Source organism: Pelomonas parva (genome assembly GCF_043555835.1).
GTDB classification, from domain to species: domain Bacteria; phylum Pseudomonadota; class Gammaproteobacteria; order Burkholderiales; family Burkholderiaceae_C; genus Pelomonas; species Pelomonas parva.
Map to the genome: position 1 here is coordinate 216212 of NZ_JBIGHV010000004.1, position 17158 is coordinate 233369.

The 17158-nt window shown below is 68.1% G+C and carries 25 protein-coding genes; 8 read left to right on the plus strand and 17 right to left on the minus strand.

What is annotated here, in order from left to right; all coding sequences use genetic code 11:
- Positions 1-3 precede the first annotated feature (3 nt).
- Positions 4-1056, plus strand: a complete 1053-nt coding sequence (locus ACG00Y_RS11675) for a S1/P1 nuclease (protein WP_394478948.1) — start codon at positions 4-6, stop codon at positions 1054-1056.
- A 13-nt stretch (positions 1057-1069) separates the two neighbouring features.
- Here ACG00Y_RS11675 and ACG00Y_RS11680 read toward each other — a convergent pair whose 3' ends face one another.
- The 4 genes from ACG00Y_RS11680 to hisF are packed head-to-tail and all read right to left on the minus strand — an operon-like array spanning position 1070 to position 3187.
- Positions 1070-1318: a YfhL family 4Fe-4S dicluster ferredoxin gene (locus ACG00Y_RS11680; protein WP_394478950.1), complete on the minus strand. Its 249-nt coding sequence runs from the start codon at positions 1316-1318 to the stop codon at positions 1070-1072.
- Between the two features lie 2 nt (positions 1319-1320).
- Positions 1321-1818, minus strand: a complete 498-nt coding sequence (coaD, locus tag ACG00Y_RS11685; protein WP_394478951.1) for a pantetheine-phosphate adenylyltransferase — start codon at positions 1816-1818, stop codon at positions 1321-1323.
- Positions 1815-2429 (minus strand): 16S rRNA (guanine(966)-N(2))-methyltransferase RsmD, encoded by a 615-nt coding sequence (gene rsmD, locus ACG00Y_RS11690; protein WP_394478953.1) that lies wholly within the window; start codon positions 2427-2429, stop codon positions 1815-1817. The genes coaD and rsmD overlap by 4 nt, the downstream gene beginning before the upstream one ends.
- Positions 2426-3187, minus strand: a complete 762-nt coding sequence (gene hisF, locus ACG00Y_RS11695; protein WP_394478955.1) for an imidazole glycerol phosphate synthase subunit HisF — start codon at positions 3185-3187, stop codon at positions 2426-2428. The genes rsmD and hisF overlap by 4 nt, the downstream gene beginning before the upstream one ends.
- Before the next feature lie 112 nt (positions 3188-3299).
- Between hisF and ACG00Y_RS11700 the strand changes: the two genes are divergently transcribed.
- On the plus strand, positions 3300-3881 hold the full coding sequence (locus ACG00Y_RS11700) for a CHRD domain-containing protein (protein WP_394478957.1): 582 nt from the start codon (positions 3300-3302) through the stop codon (positions 3879-3881).
- On the opposite strand, the gene hisA is transcribed toward ACG00Y_RS11700, so the two are convergent.
- The 11 genes from hisA to ACG00Y_RS11755 are packed head-to-tail and all read right to left on the minus strand — an operon-like array spanning position 3882 to position 11653.
- Positions 3882-4631, minus strand: coding sequence for a 1-(5-phosphoribosyl)-5-[(5-phosphoribosylamino)methylideneamino]imidazole-4-carboxamide isomerase (gene hisA, locus ACG00Y_RS11705; RefSeq protein ID WP_394478958.1), 750 nt, complete (start codon positions 4629-4631; stop codon positions 3882-3884).
- A 54-nt stretch (positions 4632-4685) separates the two neighbouring features.
- The gene (hisH, locus tag ACG00Y_RS11710; protein ID WP_394478959.1) at positions 4686-5333 is read right to left on the minus strand and encodes an imidazole glycerol phosphate synthase subunit HisH; all 648 of its coding nucleotides are present in this window, start codon (positions 5331-5333) and stop codon (positions 4686-4688) included.
- Positions 5333-5935, minus strand: a complete 603-nt coding sequence (gene hisB / locus ACG00Y_RS11715; RefSeq protein ID WP_394478960.1) for an imidazoleglycerol-phosphate dehydratase HisB — start codon at positions 5933-5935, stop codon at positions 5333-5335. Before hisB ends, hisH begins: the two co-directional genes overlap by 1 nt.
- The gene (gene hisC, locus ACG00Y_RS11720) at positions 5923-7002 is read right to left on the minus strand and encodes a histidinol-phosphate transaminase (protein ID WP_394478961.1); all 1080 of its coding nucleotides are present in this window, start codon (positions 7000-7002) and stop codon (positions 5923-5925) included. Before hisC ends, hisB begins: the two co-directional genes overlap by 13 nt.
- Complete coding sequence (locus ACG00Y_RS11725) at positions 6989-7444, minus strand: PIN domain-containing protein (RefSeq protein WP_394478962.1); 456 nt, start codon at positions 7442-7444, stop codon at positions 6989-6991. The genes hisC and ACG00Y_RS11725 overlap by 14 nt, the downstream gene beginning before the upstream one ends.
- 11 nt (positions 7445-7455) lie before the next feature.
- A complete protein-coding gene (locus tag ACG00Y_RS11730) occupies positions 7456-7695 on the minus strand; it encodes a CopG family transcriptional regulator (RefSeq protein WP_394478963.1) in 240 nt (79 codons plus the stop codon).
- Between the two features lie 57 nt (positions 7696-7752).
- Positions 7753-9060, minus strand: coding sequence for a histidinol dehydrogenase (gene hisD / locus ACG00Y_RS11735; RefSeq protein ID WP_394478964.1), 1308 nt, complete (start codon positions 9058-9060; stop codon positions 7753-7755).
- On the minus strand, positions 9057-9713 hold the full coding sequence (hisG, locus tag ACG00Y_RS11740) for an ATP phosphoribosyltransferase (RefSeq protein ID WP_394478966.1): 657 nt from the start codon (positions 9711-9713) through the stop codon (positions 9057-9059). The genes hisD and hisG overlap by 4 nt, the downstream gene beginning before the upstream one ends.
- On the minus strand, positions 9710-9952 hold the full coding sequence (locus ACG00Y_RS11745; RefSeq protein WP_394478968.1) for a BolA family protein: 243 nt from the start codon (positions 9950-9952) through the stop codon (positions 9710-9712). The genes hisG and ACG00Y_RS11745 overlap by 4 nt, the downstream gene beginning before the upstream one ends.
- A 28-nt stretch (positions 9953-9980) precedes the next feature.
- Positions 9981-10736 (minus strand): ABC transporter permease, encoded by a 756-nt coding sequence (locus ACG00Y_RS11750; RefSeq protein ID WP_394478969.1) that lies wholly within the window; start codon positions 10734-10736, stop codon positions 9981-9983.
- Entirely contained in the window at positions 10733-11653 is a 921-nt protein-coding gene (locus tag ACG00Y_RS11755) for an ABC transporter ATP-binding protein (protein WP_394478971.1), read from the minus strand. Before ACG00Y_RS11755 ends, ACG00Y_RS11750 begins: the two co-directional genes overlap by 4 nt.
- Before the next feature lie 60 nt (positions 11654-11713).
- On the opposite strand from ACG00Y_RS11755, the gene ACG00Y_RS11760 reads away from it, so the two are divergent.
- From ACG00Y_RS11760 to ACG00Y_RS11775, 4 genes are all read left to right on the plus strand, one after another.
- Complete coding sequence (locus ACG00Y_RS11760) at positions 11714-12376, plus strand: TetR/AcrR family transcriptional regulator (RefSeq protein ID WP_394478972.1); 663 nt, start codon at positions 11714-11716, stop codon at positions 12374-12376.
- 13 nt (positions 12377-12389) lie between these two features.
- On the plus strand, positions 12390-13163 hold the full coding sequence (locus ACG00Y_RS11765) for a hypothetical protein (protein WP_394478974.1): 774 nt from the start codon (positions 12390-12392) through the stop codon (positions 13161-13163).
- Between the two features lie 108 nt (positions 13164-13271).
- Positions 13272-13613, plus strand: coding sequence for a hypothetical protein (locus ACG00Y_RS11770; RefSeq protein WP_394478976.1), 342 nt, complete (start codon positions 13272-13274; stop codon positions 13611-13613).
- Between the two features lie 108 nt (positions 13614-13721).
- Entirely contained in the window at positions 13722-14072 is a 351-nt protein-coding gene (locus ACG00Y_RS11775; RefSeq protein ID WP_394478977.1) for a hypothetical protein, read from the plus strand.
- 3 nt (positions 14073-14075) lie between these two features.
- Here ACG00Y_RS11775 and ACG00Y_RS11780 read toward each other — a convergent pair whose 3' ends face one another.
- On the minus strand, positions 14076-15491 hold the full coding sequence (locus ACG00Y_RS11780; protein WP_394479678.1) for a wax ester/triacylglycerol synthase family O-acyltransferase: 1416 nt from the start codon (positions 15489-15491) through the stop codon (positions 14076-14078).
- Between the two features lie 121 nt (positions 15492-15612).
- On the opposite strand from ACG00Y_RS11780, the gene ACG00Y_RS11785 reads away from it, so the two are divergent.
- A complete protein-coding gene (locus ACG00Y_RS11785) occupies positions 15613-15864 on the plus strand; it encodes an acyl-CoA-binding protein (protein WP_394478979.1) in 252 nt (83 codons plus the stop codon).
- A gap of 29 nt (positions 15865-15893) precedes the next feature.
- On the opposite strand, the gene ACG00Y_RS11790 is transcribed toward ACG00Y_RS11785, so the two are convergent.
- Positions 15894-16220, minus strand: a complete 327-nt coding sequence (locus ACG00Y_RS11790; RefSeq protein ID WP_394478980.1) for a polyhydroxyalkanoic acid system family protein — start codon at positions 16218-16220, stop codon at positions 15894-15896.
- A gap of 138 nt (positions 16221-16358) precedes the next feature.
- Here ACG00Y_RS11790 and ACG00Y_RS11795 point away from each other — a divergent pair, with 138 nt between their 5' ends.
- Positions 16359-17126, plus strand: coding sequence for a tetratricopeptide repeat protein (locus ACG00Y_RS11795; protein WP_394478981.1), 768 nt, complete (start codon positions 16359-16361; stop codon positions 17124-17126).
- Positions 17127-17158 lie beyond the last annotated feature (32 nt).

Sequence of the window (17158 nt, forward strand, 5' to 3'; positions counted from 1 at the left end):
CCCATGGTCCGCCGACTTGCCGCCCCCCTGCTGCTGGCCTTTGCCACCACCGCGCACGCCTGGAGCGGCGCCGGCCACCAGACCGTGGGCACGCTGACTGAACAGCTGCTGCAGGGCACGCCCGCCGCGCAGCACGTGGCCCGGTTGCTGGGCGACGGGGTCACGCTCGCCCAGGCCAGCGTGTGGCTGGACTGCGCGCGCGGCATCGACCCGGCCCGCGGCTTCGACTACACGACGCGAGGCCGCTATGCCGAATGCGCGCCGTTCGAGACCGACGCCGGCATCGCCCAACTGCGCGCCTTCGTGCAGCGCAACCACCGCCAGTGCCAACCCGCGCCCGGCGCCGAGGACTGCCACCGCGGCTACCACTACGCCAACCTCGCCTACCAGCGCAGCCGCTACCTGCCCGGCAGCACCGGCGCGCGGCCGGACGACATCGTCGGCGCCGCTGCGGCGGCCATCGCCGTGCTACGGGGCCAGCCAGCACCGGCGCCGTTCGGCTTCGAGTCGCCGCGCGACGCGCTGCTGGTGATCGCCCATCTGGTGGGCGACATGCACCAGCCGATGCACATCGGCTCGGTCTACCTGGACGCGCAAGGGCAGCCGGTCGATCCCGACAAGACCGGCCTGGACCCTGCCACGTTCACTCGCGGCAGCAACCAGATCGTCATTCCGGCCCGCCCGCCTACCGGCGCCGCCGGCCTGCAGGCCGTGGCGGCCGGCTGGCGCATGCCCAACCTGCATGGGATCTGGGACGGCGTGCCCGCCTCGCTGACGCCGGCCGGTATCGACGCCGCCTGGCTGCGGGCCGCACGGCAGGTGCCGGTCACGCCCGGCGACATGGCCGGCTGGCCGGCGCGCTGGTCCAGCGAAACGCTGGACCAGGCCCGGCCGGCGCTGCACGACCTCGCGTTCGGCCCCCGCCAGGGCGAGATCTGGACCGTCAAGCTGCCGCCGGACTATGAGGCCCGCATGGCCACGATCAAGCGCCGGCAGCTGACGCTGGCCGCCGCACGGCTGGCGCAGATCCTGCGGGCGACGCTGGGCGCACCGTGATGTGCCGCCGCGCTCAGGCGGCGGTTAGGCGCTGGTACTTCTGCAGCAGCGTGTCACGGCTCTCGATGTGAGCCGGGTTGACGGGGATGCAGGCGACGGGGCAGAGCGTCACGCACTGCGGCTCGTCGAAGTGGCCGACGCACTCGGTGCACTTGGACGGCTCGATCTTGTAGAACTCCTCGCCCATGGAGATCGCGTTGTTCGGGCAGGCGGGTTCGCAGACGTCGCAGTTGATGCACTCATCAGTGATCATCAAAGCCATCGTCAAGCCTCCTTGAACTTATCGTTCAAGCGCGCCAGCACGCCGGGCGACACGAACTCCGCCACCTCGCCGCCCAGCGTCGCGATCTCGCGCACGAAGGTGCTGGACGTGTACTGGTGATGCTCGCCGGGCGTCAGGAAGATGGTCTCGACCTCGGGCATGAGCTTGCGGTTCATGCCGGCCATCTGGAACTCGTACTCGAAGTCGCCGCCCGTGCGCAGCCCGCGCACGACGACGCGGCCCGCATGGCTGCGCACGAAGTCGCGCAGCAGGCCGTCGAAGGCGCAGACCTCGACATTGCCCAGCGGGGCCGCCGCCTCCTGCACCATGGCCAGCCGCTCGTCCAGCGGGAACAGCGTCTTCTTGTGATGGCCCACGGCCACCGCCACCACCAGCCGCTCGAACATGCCGGCCGCGCGGCGCATCAGGTCTTCGTGGCCGAGGGTGATCGGGTCGAAGGTGCCCGGGTAGATGGCCGTGATGATGGTGCGCGTGGTCATGAGGGCGAATTGTCGTCGCGGCGCAGAAGTTGGTAGTGAACCGCGCCTGCCCGGCCCTGACGCCAGGCGGTGAATCCGTCTGGCGGGGCGATCTCGTGAGGAGACTCGACGTAGATCACACCGCCCTCGGCGAGCAGCGGTACGGCAGCCGCCAGTGCGCGGTCGAACAAGTCGTCGGCAAACGGCGGGTCGAGAAAGATCAGGTCGAAACGGTCCGCGCAGGCCGTCATCCAGTTCAGCGCGTTGGCGCGGTGGATGGTGATGGCCGTGGCCTGCAGGCGCTTCTGGCTCGCGCGCAGCCCGTCCACCAACGCGGACTCACGCTCCAGCATCACGACGGCCTCCGCTCCGCGCGACGCGGCCTCGAAGCCCAGCGCCCCGGTGCCGGCGAAAGCGTCCAGCACGCGCCAGCCGTTCAGCGTCTGACCGAGCCAGTTGAAGAGGGTTTCACGGACGCGGTCCGACGTGGGGCGCAGGCCGGGCAGGTCCGGCACTGGCAGCTTCGAGCGCTTCCACTGGCCGCCGATGATGCGGATCTCCCCGGAAGCGGTTCGCGCCGCCGGGGCGCCAACGCGAGGTCCGCGCGATGGTTCCCGCCGATCCTTGCTCACTGCCGCACCGGGATGCCGCGCGCCGCCATCAGCGCCTTGGCCTCGCCGACGGTGTGCTCGCCGAAGTGGAAGATGCTCGCGGCCAGCACCGCGTCGGCGCCGCCAAGGGTGATGCCGTCCGCCAGGTGGTCCAGCGAGCCGACACCGCCGGAGGCGATGACGGGCACCGGCACCGCGTCGCTCACAGCGCGGGTCAGGGCCAGGTCGAAGCCGCTCTTGGTGCCGTCGCGGTCCATGCTGGTCAGCAGGATCTCGCCGGCACCGAACTCGGCCATCTGCTTCGCCCACTCGACCGCATCCAGGCCCACGTTCTTGCGGCCGCCATGGGTGTAGACATCCCAACCGGAGCCATCGGCGCGGCGCTTGGCGTCAATCGCGACGACGATGCACTGGGCGCCGTACTTGTCGCTGGCGGCGCGGATCAGCTCGGGGTCGGCCACGGCGGCCGAGTTGAAGCTCACCTTGTCAGCCCCGGCATTCAGCAGCCGCCGCACATCGGCCACGGCGCGCACGCCGCCGCCCACCGTCAGCGGGATGAAGACCTTGGACGCGACCGCTTCGATGATGTGCAGGATCAGGTCGCGGCCGTCGCTGGTGGCGGTGATGTCGAGGAAGGTCAGCTCGTCGGCGCCCTGCTCGTTGTAGCGGGCGGCGATATCGACGGGGTCGCCCGCGTCACGCAGGCCGACGAAGTTGACGCCCTTGACCACGCGGCCGGCAGTGACGTCGAGGCAGGGAATGATTCGTTTGGCGAGCATGAGAGCGGGACGGAAAGCGAAGCCGGATTATTCCTTCGATAGCTAGGGGCTTCGCAGCGCGGGCCAGGCAACGCCCAATCGCGCCTGCACAACCCACCCCACGGAGACGACGATGCGACTGCTTTCCTCCACCCTGCTCGCCGCCAGCCTTACCCTGGGCGCGACTGTCGCGTCAGCCCACACGACCGTCTTCACGGGCACCTTCGCGCCCGAAGCGCCGAACGCCACCGGCTCGGGCACGCTCATGCTCGAATACGACGAAGACGGGCACACTCTGTTCATCAAGGCGACCTGGGCGGGCCTGTCGGGCAACACCAGCAACGCCCACATCCACTGCTGCACGCTTGTCGCCAACACCGGCACCGCCGGCGTGGCGCTGGCGCAGGCCAGCATCAACCGCCTGCCCGACTTCCCGCTGGGCGTGAAGGCCGGCTCCTACGAGAAGGTCATCAACCTGCTGGACGCCGGCATGTACAGCGCCACCTTCGTGAGCGCCAGCGGCGGCACCGCCGCGGCAGCGGAAGCCCGGCTGATCGCGAACCTGACGTCGGGCAACGCCTACTTCAACATCCACTCCAGCACATTCGGCGGCGGCGAGATCCGCACCTTCGTCACCGCCGTGCCGGAGCCGCAAACCTACGCGCTGATGGCCGCCGGTCTGGGCCTGCTGGCCCTGCGCCGCCGCAGGGGCTGATCAGCCTGCTGCGGCCATCAACGCGTCGGCGCGCGCCTGGCCGGCGGCGAAGTCGAGGTCACCGGTGTAGATGGAGCGGCCGCAGATGACACCCTCGACGCCGTCGCCGAACACGGCGCACAGGCGTTCGATGTCGGCGATGTCGGACAGGCCGCCCGAGGCGATGACCGGGATGGTCAGCGCCTGGGCCAGCTTGACGGTGGCCTCGATGTTGATGCCCGTCAGCATGCCGTCGCGGCCGATGTCGGTGTAGATGACGCCTTCGACGCCGTAGTCCTGGAACTTCAGCGCCAGGTCGACGACTTCGTGGCCGGTCAGCTTGCTCCAGCCGTCGGTGGCGACCTTGCCGTCCTTGGCGTCCAGGCCGACGATGATGTGGCCGCCGAAGGCCGTGCAGGCGTCGCGCAGGAAGCCGGGGTTCTTGACCGCGGCCGTGCCGATGATGACGTAGCTGAGGCCGTCGTCCAGGTAGCGCTCGATGGTGTCGAGGTCACGGATGCCGCCGCCGAGCTGGATGGGGATCTCGTCGCCCACCTCCTTGATGATGGCCTTGATGGCCGGCTCGTTGACCGGCTTGCCCGCGAAGGCGCCATTCAGGTCCACCAGGTGCAGACGCCGCGCGCCGGCATCAAGCCAGCGCCGCGCCATGGCGGCGGGGTCTTCGCCGAAAGTGGTGGAGTCGTTCATGTCGCCTTGTTTGAGGCGGACACAGCGACCGTCTTTCAGGTCGATGGCGGGGATCAGCAGCATGGCCGGGGGCAGCGTGGGGAGGTGGTTGAGAAAGTGCGGACCGAAGCGAGACGGTCAAGGTTTCCAATGAAGGAAGTTGCGGTACAGGGCGAGGCCCAGCGCGGCACTTTTCTCGGGGTGGAATTGGGTCGCAAAAATGTTATCCCGCGCCACTGCGCAGGTAAAGCGAGCGCCGTAGTCGGTCTCGCCGGCGCTGTGTTCCTGCAACGCCGTCGTCGCGTAGAAGCTGTGCACGAAGTAGAACCAGCTCTGGTCGGGAATGCCATCCCACACTGGATGCGCCCGTGCCTGGTGCACGCGGTTCCAGCCCATCTGCGGCACCTTGAAGCGGCTGCCGTCTTCCTGCAGCCGGCCTTCCAGCCGGAAGCGCTGCACGCGGCCGGGGATGAGGCCCAGGCCCGGCGTGTCCTGCTCCTCGCTGTGGTCCAGCAGCATCTGCATGCCGACGCAGACACCCAGCAGCGGCTTGGTGGCGGCGGCTTCGAGCACGGCTTCCTTGACGCCGGAGTCGGCCAGCTCGCGCATGCAGTCGCGCATGGCGCCCTGGCCAGGCAGCACGACACGATCGGCGGCGCGCACCACATCGGGGTCGCAGGTGATGGCCACGTCAAAGCCCTGGCCCTCGGCGGCGTGGATGACGGCCTGCGACACGGAGCGCAGGTTGCCCATGCCGTAGTCCACCACGGCAACGGTTCTGGTCATCAGAGGCTGCCTTTGGTGGAGGGAATCACGCCCGCCGAACGCGGGTCCTGCGCCGCCGCCATGCGCAGCGCACGGCCGAAAGCCTTGAACATGGTCTCGGCCTGGTGGTGGGCGTTGTGGCCCTTCAGGTTGTCGATGTGCACCGTGGCCAGCGCGTGGTTGACGAAGCCCTGGAAGAACTCGAAGGTCAGCTGCGTGTCGAAGGCGCCGATGCTGCCGGCCGTGAACTTGACGTCCATGTGCAGGCCCGGGCGGCCGGACAGGTCGATGACGACGCGCGACAGCGCCTCGTCCAGCGGCACGTAGCTGTGGCCGTAGCGCGTCAGGCCGGCCTTGTCGCCCACGGCCTTGGCGACGGCCAGGCCGAGCGTGATGCCGACGTCTTCCACCGTGTGGTGGCCGTCGATATGCAGGTCGCCCTCGCAGTGGATGTCCAGGTCGATCAGGCCGTGGCGGGCGATCTGGTCGAGCATGTGGTCGAAGAAGCCGATGCCGGTCTGCAGCTTGGACTGGCCCGTGCCGTCGAGGTTGATGCGCACCGTGATGCGCGTCTCGCGGGTGTTGCGGGTGACTTCGGCAATGCGGGGGGCTAGTTCAGACATGCTTCGAGCGCTTGGAGCAGCGAGGTGTTTTCGTCGGGCGTGCCGACGGTGAGGCGCACACAGTTCGCGAGCAGCGGGTGCAGCGCCGAGACGTTCTTGATCAACACGCCGCGTGCCTTCAGTGCCGCAAAGGTGGCGGCCGCGTCCTGCACCCTCGCGAGGATCATATTGCCCTGACTGGGCCAGGGCGTGATGCCGGGCATGGCCTGCAGCGCGGCGAACAGGCGCTCGCGCTGCTGGCGCAGCTCGGCCGCCTGGGCGGCGTAGACCTCGGCGTGTTCCAGCGCGAAGAAGGCCGCTTCGGCGTTCAGCACGCTGATGTTGTAGGGCGGGCGCAGCTTCTCGATCTGGTCCACCAGCTCACGCGCGCCCAGCAGGTAGCCGATGCGCACGCCGGCCAGGCCGAACTTGCTCATCGTGCGCATGACCAGCACATTGGGCTGGCGGGCCATCAGCGCGAGGCTGTCGGCGCTGGCGAAGGGCTGGTAGGCCTCGTCCATGACGACCAGACCCGGCGCGGCCTTGGCGATGCGCTCGATGACGGCGGCGCCCCACAGCGTGGCGGTGGGGTTGTTGGGGTAGGCCAGGTAGATCAGCGCGGGCTGGTGCTCGGCAATGGCAGCCAACATCGCGGGCTCGTCCAGCTCGAAGTCGTCGGCGCGCAGTGGCACGCCGATGAAGTTGAGCCGCTGCTGGCGGGCCAGCGCCTCGTACATGACGAAGCCGGGCACCGGGGCCAGCACGGTGGCGCCTGGCTTGGCGACGGCGATGGTCAGCAGGCCGATCAACTCGTCGGAACCATTGCCGAGCGTGACGCCTACGTCGTCACCCACGCCGGCGTGGCGGGCCAGTGCGCGGGCCAGCTCGGCGGTGCGCTCGGCCGGGTAGCGGTTCAGTGCCAGCGCGCCCAGGCGCTCGCCCAGCGCCCGCTGCAGCTCGGCCGGCAGGCGGTAGGGGTTCTCCATCGCGTCCAGCTTGATGACGCCAGCGCTGGGTTGCACGACATAGGCGTGGGCGGCGCGCACGTCGGCGCGGATCTGGGCGAGGGCTTGTTCAAGCGGCGTCATGGGGCTGGTCCAGCAGTTCAGGGCCGGCGAGGAAAGGATTGACGATGCGCAGCTTGTCGATGCGCTGGTCGTGTTGCAGGTCTTCTGTCAGCAGCAGCTCACAACCCTGATGCTGGGCGGCGGCGACCATCAGCGCGTCCCAGTAGCTCAACTGGTAGCGGCTTTCGGCTGCCCAGGCCGTCTCGACCGTCGGCTGGTCGATCTGCCAGGGCCGCCAGAGCTGGTAGCGGCGGACTTCCGCACGCGCGTCACCGGCCGAGATGGCCGTCGCAAAGCGCTTGCGGGCATTGGCATAGAACTCGTTGAGCACCTGGGTGCTGACGCGGCCACAGCGACGCAACCAACACCGCTCCAGCCACTCGCGCGCCCGTTGCTGCTTGGCCAGATCGCGGTCATCGAACGCGTACAGCAACACATTGGTGTCGACGAAGACGGTCAGCATGGCACCCGACCTCAGCCGCGCGGCTGGCTTCGGTCGTACATCTCGTCGCGGGTCAGATAAGGCCCGGTCGACGATCCCCAGCTGCGCCACTCGAGCGCTTCACGCATCGCCCGCTCGTAGGCATCGTCGTGGCGCATCTTCTCGGCCAGCATCTCGCCGACCATCCGGGACACGCTGGTGTTACGTCGCGCGGCTTCGAGCCGGGCCCATTCGGCGACGGCGTCGTCCATGGAAACGGTGACGTTCTTCATGGCCCGGAGATTACACGAAGTTCGTGTTGCACGAACTTCGTGTCTTTACAAGCCTGACTACCGCAGGCGCAGTTCGGCCGCCCGCGCATGGGCCTGCAGGCCCTCGCCATGGGCCAGCGTCGACGCGATGCGGCCCAGTGCCTGGGCGCCCTCGGCGCTGACCTCGATGAGGCTGCTGCGCTTCTGGAAGTCGTAGACGCCCAGCGGCGACGAGAAGCGCGCCGTGCCGGCGGTGGGCAGCACGTGGTTGGGGCCGGCGCAGTAGTCACCGAGGCTTTCGCTGGTGTAGGCGCCCATGAAGATCGCGCCGGCATGGCGCAACAGCGGCTCCCAGCGCTGCGGGTCGGCGGCGCTGATCTCCAGGTGTTCAGGAGCAATGCGGTTGCTGATCTCGCAGGCCTCTTCCATGGAGCGCGTCAGGATCAACGCGCCGCGGCCGGCCAGCGACGCGCGGATGACCGCTTCGCGCGGCATCTCCTGGACCAGGCGGTCCATGCTGGCGCTGACGGCGTCCAGGAAGGCGGCGTCCGGGCTGAGCAGGATGCTCTGCGCCAGCTCGTCGTGCTCGGCCTGGCTGAACAGGTCCATGGCCACCCAGTCCGGCGGCGTGGTGCCGTCGGCGATGACGAGGATCTCGCTCGGGCCGGCGATCATGTCGATGCCGACCTGACCGAAGACATGCTTCTTGGCCGACGCGACGTAGGCATTGCCCGGGCCGGTGATCTTGTCGACGCGCGGGATGGTGGCCGTGCCATAGGCCAGCGCGGCCACGGCCTGAGCGCCGCCGATGGTGAAGACGCGGTGCACCCCCGCCACGGCGGCGGCGGCCAGCACCAGCGGGTTGCGCACGCCGTCGGGCGTGGGCACGACCATGATGATTTCGCCGACACCCGCGACGTGGGCGGGAATGGCGTTCATCAGCACGCTGCTCGGGTAGGCCGCCTTGCCGCCCGGCACGTAGATGCCGACGCGGTCCAGCGGCGTGACCTTCTGGCCCAGCAGGTTGCCGTCGTCGTCGCGGTAGCTCCAGCTCAGGCCGCAGGCTTGCAGCTGGCGCTCGTGGTAGGTGCGCACCCGCTTGGCGGCGGCTTCCAACGCATCGCGCTGCGCCGACGGGATGGCGGCCAGCGCGGCCTGCAGGTCGGCCTGGGTGATCTCCAGCGCGCCGACGCTGTCGGCCTTCACGCGGTCGAAGCGGGCGGTGTAGTCCAGCACGGCGGCGTCGCCGCGCTGCTGTACATCGGCCAGGATCTCGGCCACGCGGGCCTCGATGGCGGCATCGTCTGCAGCCGACCAGAAGCGCAGGCGCTCGAACTCGGCGTCGAAGCCGGCATCAGCCGTGGACAGTTGGCGGACGAGTTTCATGCAATAGCCGCCGCGAAGGCGTCGATCAGCGGCCGCAGCGTGTCGCGCTTCAACTTCAGCGCGGCCTGGTTGACGACGAGGCGGGACGAGATGTCCATGATGTGCTCCACCTCCACCAGCTTGTTCGCGCGCAGCGTGCCGCCGGTGGAGACGAGGTCGACGATGGCCTCGGCCAGGCCGGTCAGCGGCGCCAACTCCATGGAGCCGTAGAGCTTGATGAGATCCACGTGCACGCCCTTGTCGGCAAAGTGCTGGCGGGCGATCTCGGTGTACTTGGTGGCGACACGGATGCGCGAGCCCTGCTTGACGGCGGCGGCGTAGTCGAAGTCCGCGCGCGTGGCGACGCTCATGCGGCAGCGGGCGATCTTCAGGTCCAGCGGCTGGTACAGGCCGTGGGAGCCGCCCTGCGCCAGTGCCTGCTCGTGCAGCACATCGCGGCCGGCCACGCCGAGGTCGGCGCCGCCGTACTGCACATAGGTCGGCACGTCACTGGCGCGCACCATGACGATGCGCACGCCATCGCGGTTGGTCGGCAGGATGAGCTTGCGCGAGGTCTCGGGGTCTTCCAGCACCTCGATGCCGGCGGCGCGCAACAGCGGCAGCGTCTCTTCGAAGATGCGGCCCTTGGAGAGCGCCAGGGTCAAGCCGCTCATTTGGCACTCCATTCTTCGGGGCTCAAGGTCTTCATCGACAGCGCGTGAATCTGCTCCTTCATGCGCTCGCCCAAGGCCGCGTAGACGCGCTGGTGGCGCTTGATGCGGGTGAGGCCGGCAAACTCGTCTGACACGATGGTCGCGAAGAAATGGCGGCCGTCGCCCTCGACTTCGAGATGCGCGCAGGGCAGGCCTGCGGCGATGAAGTCGCGCACTTCTTGCGGGGTCGGGTCGGCCATGAGTGGTCCTTCTGGGAAACCCGGCATTTTAGGAACGTATCTTGTAGCCGCTCTTCAGCAGCGACAAAGCGACGCCCGCCGTCACGGCGAAGCTGATGCCGACCACGCCCAGGCTGAGCCACGGCGACACGTCGCTGACACCGAAGAAGCCGCGCCGGAAGCCGTCGATCATGTAGAAGAACGGGTTCAGGTGGCTGATGCCTTGCCAGAAGCCCGGCAGCGAATGCACCGAGTAGAAGACGCCGGAGAGAAACGTCATCGGCATGATGATGAAGTTCTGGAAGGCGGCCAATTGGTCGAATTTCTCGGCCCACAGGCCGGCGATCAGGCCCAGCGTGCCCATCAGGCCGGCGCCCAGCACAGTGAACACCAGCACCCACAGGAAGTTGTCCATGCCCGGGGGCGCGAACCAGATCGTCACCAGCAGCACGCCCGCGCCCACCGCCAGCCCGCGCACGGCGGCCGCCCCGACATAGGCCACGAACCAGGCCAGCGGCGACAGCGGCGTCAGCAGCAGGAAGACGAGGTTGCCGGTGATCTTGCTCTGGATGAGGCTGGACGAGCTGTTGGCGAATGCGTTCTGCAGCACGCTCATCATGACCAGGCCGGGGATGAGGAACTGTGTATAGCCGACGCTGTCATAGACCTTCACGTGGTCTTCCAACGTGTGGCCGAAGACCAGCAGGTACATGACCGCCGTCAGCACTGGCGCGCACACGGTCTGGAAAGCGACCTTCCAGAAACGCAGCACTTCCTTCTTGAACAGGGTCGAGGCGCCATTCATGCGTGCTCTCCCTGCATGATTTCCAGGAACACGTCTTCGAGGTCGGCGCGGCCGATCTCTAAGTCTTCGACCGGCACCCCGACCTTTCTCAGCTCTGCCAACGTGGACTCCACCTCTGCAGCGTCATGCGCTGTCACCTGCACGATGCGGCCGGTCACCCGCGCCCGCGCCGCGATGTCCGGCGGCAGCGCCGCGTCGGTCTTGAAGCGCAGCATCGTCGACGCCGTGCCGGCCAGCAGCTGCGAGGTGCGGTCCAGCGCGACGATGCGGCCGGCCTTCAGCATGGCGATGCGCTGGCACAAGGCCTCGGCTTCCTCGAGGTAATGCGTCGTCAGCAGCACCGTGTGGCCTTCCTTGTTGAGGCGGGCGATGAACTGCCACAGCGTCTGGCGCAGCTCCACGTCGACACCGGCGGTCGGCTCGTCCAGCACGATGACCGGCGGGCGGTGCACCAGCGCCTGGGCCACCAGCACGCGGCGCTTCATGCCGCCCGAGAGCTGGCGCATGTTGGCGTTGGCCTTGTCGGTCAGACCCAGGTTGTGCAGCAGCTCGTCTATCCAGTCGTCGTTGCCGTGCACGCCGAAATAGCCGCTCTGGATGCGAAGCGTCTCGCGCACGCTGAAGAAGGGGTCGAACACCAGCTCCTGCGGCACCACGCCCAGCGCCTTGCGGGCGGCGGCGTAGTCGTCGACAACGTCATGCCCCATGACGCGCACGCGACCTTCGGTGGCCTTGGTCAGGCCGGCCAGCACGCTGATCAGCGTCGTCTTGCCTGCGCCGTTGGGGCCCAGCAGGCCGAAGAACTCGCCGGGCTGAATGTCGAAGCTGACCCCGTCCAGCGCCTTCAGCTGCCCTCCCCGGTAAGTTTTCTTGACGTTCTCGAAGGAGATGGCGGGCGGGGAACTCGGATTCGGCATAGCCTGCCATTCTAAAAGTCGGCCCTATTCCGGTGCCGATCACTGCCAGAATCCCCCGCGATGCCCACGCCCAAGAAACCCCGCCGCACCGCCGAGCGCATCCTCGAGGTCACGCTGGATCTGTTCAACCGCTTTGGCGAGCCCAATGTGTCGACGACGCTGATCTCGGCCGAACTGAAGATCAGCCCGGGCAATCTGTACTACCACTACCCGGCCAAGGACGAGCTGATCAACGCCCTCTTTGGCCGCTACGAAGCCGAGCTGAACGAGTTGCTCGGCGCGGCCGACAACGTGCGCAACGTGGAGGACGCCTGGCTGTTCTTCCACATGCTGTTCGAGCTGATCTGGAAGTACCGCTTCCTCTACCGCGACCTGAACGACCTGCTGTTCAAGAACCGACGGCTGGAGACCCACTTCCAGACGCTGCTCGCCGCCAAGGAGCAGGCCATGCGCAACGTGCTGTCGGGCCTGCATCTGGGCGGCGCGCTGAAGATGGAGCTGCGCGACGCCACGCCGACCGCCAGCGCGATGGTGGTCGTCGTCAGCTACTGGCTGAGCTACGAATACGTGCGCGACCCGCGCCGCGCGCTGGAGCCCGACCGCGCCGGCGCGGCGCTGCTGCGCGGGGCGTTCCATGCACTGAGCCTCTTGCTGCCCTACCTGGAGCCGGCCTCCCGGGATCATCTTTTCAACCTCGCCGGCAACTATCAACAACAGCCCTGAAGGAGACAACGTGATGGCCAAGTGGACCGCCTTTCCCTACGACAACGCCGCCTTCGTCTATACGCCCGCGACGCTGAAGAAGCAGTGGGGCCGGCTGCATGCCGGCGACGCCGAGCCCTTCCCGAAAGACGCGGCTGTTCAGCAGGCCTGGATCCACTTCCACGCCGGTGAGTTCCAGGCCGCGTACGACGCCGGCCTGGCCGCCGGCGGCGCCGGCATCACCGTCGCCAACAAGGCCCAGGGCATCTACGCCAACTACCTGGAGAAGAAGGAGAAGGCCAAGCTGGAGATGTTCCTGGAGATCGCCGAGCGCGCGGAGGCGCAGCAGGCCGCCGAACCCAAGAACCCGAACGCCTGGTACTGGCAGGCCTACGCCCTGGGCCGCTACGGCCAGGGCATCAGCATCGCCAAGGCGCTGGCGCAAGGCCTGGGCACCAAGGTCAAGGGCGCGCTGGAGAAAACCATCGAGCTGGCACCCAAGCATGCCGACGCGCACATCGCGCTGGGCGCCTTCCATGCCGAGGTCATCGACAAGGTCGGCAAGCTGCTCGGCCGCACGCAGGGCGCCGACACGGCCACCGGGCTGAAGATGTTCGAGCAGGCCTTGAAGCTCAACCCGACCAGCGCCATCGCGATGATCGAACGCGCCAACGGCCTGGTCATGCTGGAGGGCGACAAGCGAATGACCGAGGCCGAGAAGCTCTACGCCGACGCGGCCGCGTGCGAGGCGCTGGATGCGATGGAGCAGCTCGACGTGGAGCTGGCGCGCGAAGAGCTGGAAGAGTGAGTCGTGACGGATGTCACGAACCACCCACCCGCGCCTCCGGGGGTGCGCGCTGGCGCGTGGCAACGTAAGCTTCGTTCCATCAAACACCCACTCAACGAGACAAGCGCCATGAAGTTCCTGATCCCCGCCCTCGCCGCCGTTGCAGCCTTCTCTGTCCAGGCCGCCAACAAGCAGACACCCGAGCAGTCCGAGCTGCGCGCCGAGTGCGCCATGAGCTACAGCGACACCAGCAGCATCGCCACGCCGGTCGCCGCCAACGAATACCAGTTCGTCTACTCGAACGGCAAGTACAAGGGCGAAGCCCGCCCCGGCAAGGTGCTGCCCTGCACGTCGAAGCAGTACGCCGCCTACCTGGACAACAAGGCCGACCCCGCCAAGGTGATGTCCGCCTACCCCACCGCCGCCGGCCGCCCGACGCTGAAGAAGAAGGCCGAGCCCGCCAAGCTCTGATCCGGGCTAACGCTCAGGCAGCACAAGGCGCTCTTCGGAGCGCCTTTGCGTTTGGGGCCGCAGCGGCGTAATCTTGACCGTGCCTACCCGGCACTCAGGAGGTACGCCATGAGAACCCTCGCAGCAGCCCTTGCCGCACTGGTTACCGCCCTCCCCGCTTCTGCCGCCAACACGCCTGCCGACTACGCCCAGGCCACGTTGCGCGACGGTTGCGCCCAGAGCTACGCCAGCTACATCGCCCATGCCGCACCCGGCAGCCCGGCGCCCGCCTTTGCCGGCGAACGCATCAAGGGCGACAACCGCTACTACAACGACGCCAAGCCCTGCGACGAAGCGCAGTACGCGGCCTACCTCGCGAAAGCGGACCCGGCCACCGTGGCGATGGCCCACCCGACCAGCGCGGGCAAGAAGGTCAAAGCAAAGAAGGTCGAGCCAACCGCAGCTGCCAAACCGAAGTGAGCGTCAGGACGGGTCCAGCCCCCACGGCATCATCAGCGACAGCATCAGCAGCTTCTCGAACTCCGGTGCGAAGTTCGCGATGATGGCCTCGGGGTCGGGGCACAGGCCCTGGTCGGTGATGAGGCCGAACTGCACGCGGCCGGCATAGGTCAGGATGGACAGGCCCATGCCGATGTCGCCCGACTGCGGCACCCAGAACATCACCTTCTCCACCGTCGAGCCGCAGAACTTCAGCGCCTCGGCCGGGCCGGGCACGTTGGTCATCACGGCCGTCGCCTTCTTGGCGAACAGGTTCAGCATCGCGTGCTGCACCGGCTTGATCAGCAGGCCCGCGACCGACAACAGCCCGAAGGCCATCACCGGCTGGAAGCTGCCCTTCAGCTCGCTCATGCGCGCCCGCACGGCGAACAGCCGCTCCACCGGGTTGGCGATGCCGATCGGCAGCACCAGCGGCACCAGGCCGAAGCGGTTGCCCAGTTGCCAGGCATGCTCCAGCGGTCGCAGGTTGACCGGCACCATCGCGCGGATCTCCTTGCCCGCCGGGTCCTCGCCCTTGTCGGCAAGGTACTTGCCGATGGCGCCTGCAGCGCAGGCCAGCAGCACGTCGTTGATGGACGCGCCCAGCGCCTTGCCCACGGCCTTCACCTCGTCCAGCGCCAGGCTGTCGTCCCAGGCCACCGTCTTCTTCGCGCCGGGCTTGCCCTTCAGGCGCGTCGGCGAATCGTCGGGCATCAGCGCAAACGCGGCCACGTCGGACACGGCCTGGTAGCCCATGCGGGCCATCTCCAGCGACGAGTCCATCGGCGTTGCACCGCTCATCGCCACGTCGATGCCCTTGGCGACGCCCTTGCCGGTCATGCCGATGGCCTTGACGGTCATGTTGGACATCGGCCGCAGGAAGGCATCGAGCAGCCAGTCGGCCTCGCCGGGCGGCTCTTCCTTCGGCGCCCGCCGGGGCGGCGCCTTGCCGCCGTCGGTGATGGACAGCATCACGGCGATCAGCGCGATGCCATCGGCGATGCAGTGATGGATGCGGGCGATCAGCGCGCTGGTGCCGTCGCCCATGTCCTCGATGAGCTGGAACTGCCACAACGGGTGAGCCGGGTCCAGCGGCTGCGAGCACAGCTCGGCGACGCGCTCGCGCAGCACCGCGTCGTTGCTCTGGCCGCGCAGCGGCAGCGGCAGCTCGGCAACGACGTGGCGGGCGATGTCGAAGTCCTTGTCCAGCACCCACTGCGCGCCGATCAGGCCGTCCTCCACCACCTTCTGCCGAAAGCGCGGGTACTGCAGCAGCCGCTCGGCCACGCGCTCGCGCAGGCAGTCCAGCGTGATGCCGGGCCGGATGGACCAGACCCCGACGATCATCATCAGGTTGGCCTCGGTATCCATGCGCAGCCAGGCGGTATCCACCTTCGACATGCGTTCGCTGGTCTGGCCCACGGCGTCTCCTCTGTTGTCGTTTTTGGCGGGCCTAAACTCGGCCGCCCCGTCGTTCGATTGTCATCAGAATCGACGCCCCCAATCAGCCTGGAGAACCCCCGTGAGCCTGAAGGACCAATTCGAAGCCGCCGTCGCCGACTCCAAGAACCTGCCCGAGCGGCCCGACAACTCGACGCTGCTCAAGCTCTACGCCCTCTACAAGCAGGGCAGCAGCGGCGACGTCGACGGCAAGCGCCCCGGCTTCACCGACATGGTCGGCCGCGCCAAGTGGGACGCGTGGAACGAGCTGAAGGGCACCGGCAGCGATGACGCGATGCAGCAGTACATCGACTTGATCGAATCGTTGAAGTAACGCGCCACGGCGCCCAGAAAGAGCCGGCTTCAAGCCGGTTTCTTTTTGGCCGGCGCCTTCTTCTTGCCGGCGCTGAGCAGCACGTCCAGCTCCTTCTGGATCTCGCCCTCGATGGTCGACTTGAACGCGCCGAGCAGGAAGCCCAGCTGCGCGACCAGCTCGAAGCCATCGGCCTTGACGGTCAGCTCACCCTTCACGCCCGAGCGCGTGAACTCGACGGTGTCCTCGTCATCGCCCTCGTGTACGGTGCATGCCATGTCGAACTTCTGCTCGACCTGCTCGGCCCATTGCCAGGCAATTTCACGCGCCTTCTTCAGGCCCAGGTCGTGGTCTCGGTGAATGCGGATCTCGGCCACGGCGGCTCTCCTCTATGTGGTGCGCTGCACTCTAAGCGAGAAGCCTTGCGTAACACCCTGCCGCCCTGATTGCACGGATACTTCAGCGCCTCAAAAGCCGGGCAAATGAAAAGCCCGCCAGCCGCCCAGGGAGGAACCTTGCGACCCGTCGACCCCGACCCGCACAGCCTCGACCCGCTCGAAGAGGGTCTGGCGCATCTGCGCGCGGCCGAGCCCGACCATGAGCAGGCGGTCTACTGGTTCCGCGTCGCGGCGGACGCGGGCAATGCCGAGGGCCTGGCGATGTTCGCCTTCTGCCAGCTCGAAGGCCTGGGCCTGCCGCGCGACCCCGAGCAGGCCCGCCAGCGCCTGGAGCGCGCGTCCAGCGAAGGCAGCCTGACGGCCAAGTTCAACCTCGGCCGCATGCTCGTCGCCGGCTGGGGCGGTGCGCCCGATGCGGCGCGCGGCGTGGCGCTCTACACCGCTGCGGCGGCCCAGGGCCATGCGGACGCCACCTTCAACCTCGCCAGCTGCCTGGACGCCGGCTGGGGCTGCCAGGCCGACCGCCTCGCCGCCAAGGCCTTGTTCCTGCGCGCCCGCGCGCTGGGCAGCACCTTGAAGGCGCCGGGCCTGCGCGTGCGGCAGCGCGAGCTGGACGCGGTGCGTCAGCTGGCTCGCCGCTTCGCGCACGGCGGCGACCTGGCCCACCTCATTGAGGAGCGCCAGCACGAGATCGCGTTGATGCACGAGCTTGTGCACCACCCCCGCCGCAAGCCGCGCCTGAGTCGCCGCCAGCAAGGCTGGTTGACGAGCGCCGTCAGCGTCACCGCCGTTGTGGCGGGCCTGGCCGGGGCGGTGGCCGGGCTCTTTGGGTGGCGAGGCGGCCAGACGCTGAAGCATGATGCAGGCCCGACCTCCATCCGGTGAGTCATTGAAACCATGTTCACCACGCCCCTGAA

Coding starts and splice junctions, on each gene's coding strand:
- ACG00Y_RS11675 (WP_394478948.1), top strand. CDS start 4: ATGGTCCGCCGACTTGCCGCCCCCCTGCTGCTGGCCTTTGCCACCACC.
- ACG00Y_RS11680 (WP_394478950.1), bottom strand. CDS start 1,318: ATGGCTTTGATGATCACTGATGAGTGCATCAACTGCGACGTCTGCGAA.
- coaD (WP_394478951.1), bottom strand. CDS start 1,818: ATGACCACGCGCACCATCATCACGGCCATCTACCCGGGCACCTTCGAC.
- hisF (WP_394478955.1), bottom strand. CDS start 3,187: ATGCTCGCCAAACGAATCATTCCCTGCCTCGACGTCACTGCCGGCCGC.
- ACG00Y_RS11700 (WP_394478957.1), top strand. CDS start 3,300: ATGCGACTGCTTTCCTCCACCCTGCTCGCCGCCAGCCTTACCCTGGGC.
- hisA (WP_394478958.1), bottom strand. CDS start 4,631: ATGCTGCTGATCCCCGCCATCGACCTGAAAGACGGTCGCTGTGTCCGC.
- hisH (WP_394478959.1), bottom strand. CDS start 5,333: ATGACCAGAACCGTTGCCGTGGTGGACTACGGCATGGGCAACCTGCGC.
- hisB (WP_394478960.1), bottom strand. CDS start 5,935: ATGTCTGAACTAGCCCCCCGCATTGCCGAAGTCACCCGCAACACCCGC.
- hisC (WP_394478961.1), bottom strand. CDS start 7,002: ATGACGCCGCTTGAACAAGCCCTCGCCCAGATCCGCGCCGACGTGCGC.
- ACG00Y_RS11725 (WP_394478962.1), bottom strand. CDS start 7,444: ATGCTGACCGTCTTCGTCGACACCAATGTGTTGCTGTACGCGTTCGAT.
- ACG00Y_RS11730 (WP_394478963.1), bottom strand. CDS start 7,695: ATGAAGAACGTCACCGTTTCCATGGACGACGCCGTCGCCGAATGGGCC.
- hisD (WP_394478964.1), bottom strand. CDS start 9,060: ATGAAACTCGTCCGCCAACTGTCCACGGCTGATGCCGGCTTCGACGCC.
- hisG (WP_394478966.1), bottom strand. CDS start 9,713: ATGAGCGGCTTGACCCTGGCGCTCTCCAAGGGCCGCATCTTCGAAGAG.
- ACG00Y_RS11745 (WP_394478968.1), bottom strand. CDS start 9,952: ATGGCCGACCCGACCCCGCAAGAAGTGCGCGACTTCATCGCCGCAGGC.
- ACG00Y_RS11750 (WP_394478969.1), bottom strand. CDS start 10,736: ATGAATGGCGCCTCGACCCTGTTCAAGAAGGAAGTGCTGCGTTTCTGG.
- ACG00Y_RS11755 (WP_394478971.1), bottom strand. CDS start 11,653: ATGCCGAATCCGAGTTCCCCGCCCGCCATCTCCTTCGAGAACGTCAAG.
- ACG00Y_RS11760 (WP_394478972.1), top strand. CDS start 11,714: ATGCCCACGCCCAAGAAACCCCGCCGCACCGCCGAGCGCATCCTCGAG.
- ACG00Y_RS11765 (WP_394478974.1), top strand. CDS start 12,390: ATGGCCAAGTGGACCGCCTTTCCCTACGACAACGCCGCCTTCGTCTAT.
- ACG00Y_RS11770 (WP_394478976.1), top strand. CDS start 13,272: ATGAAGTTCCTGATCCCCGCCCTCGCCGCCGTTGCAGCCTTCTCTGTC.
- ACG00Y_RS11775 (WP_394478977.1), top strand. CDS start 13,722: ATGAGAACCCTCGCAGCAGCCCTTGCCGCACTGGTTACCGCCCTCCCC.
- ACG00Y_RS11780 (WP_394479678.1), bottom strand. CDS start 15,491: ATGTCGAAGGTGGATACCGCCTGGCTGCGCATGGATACCGAGGCCAAC.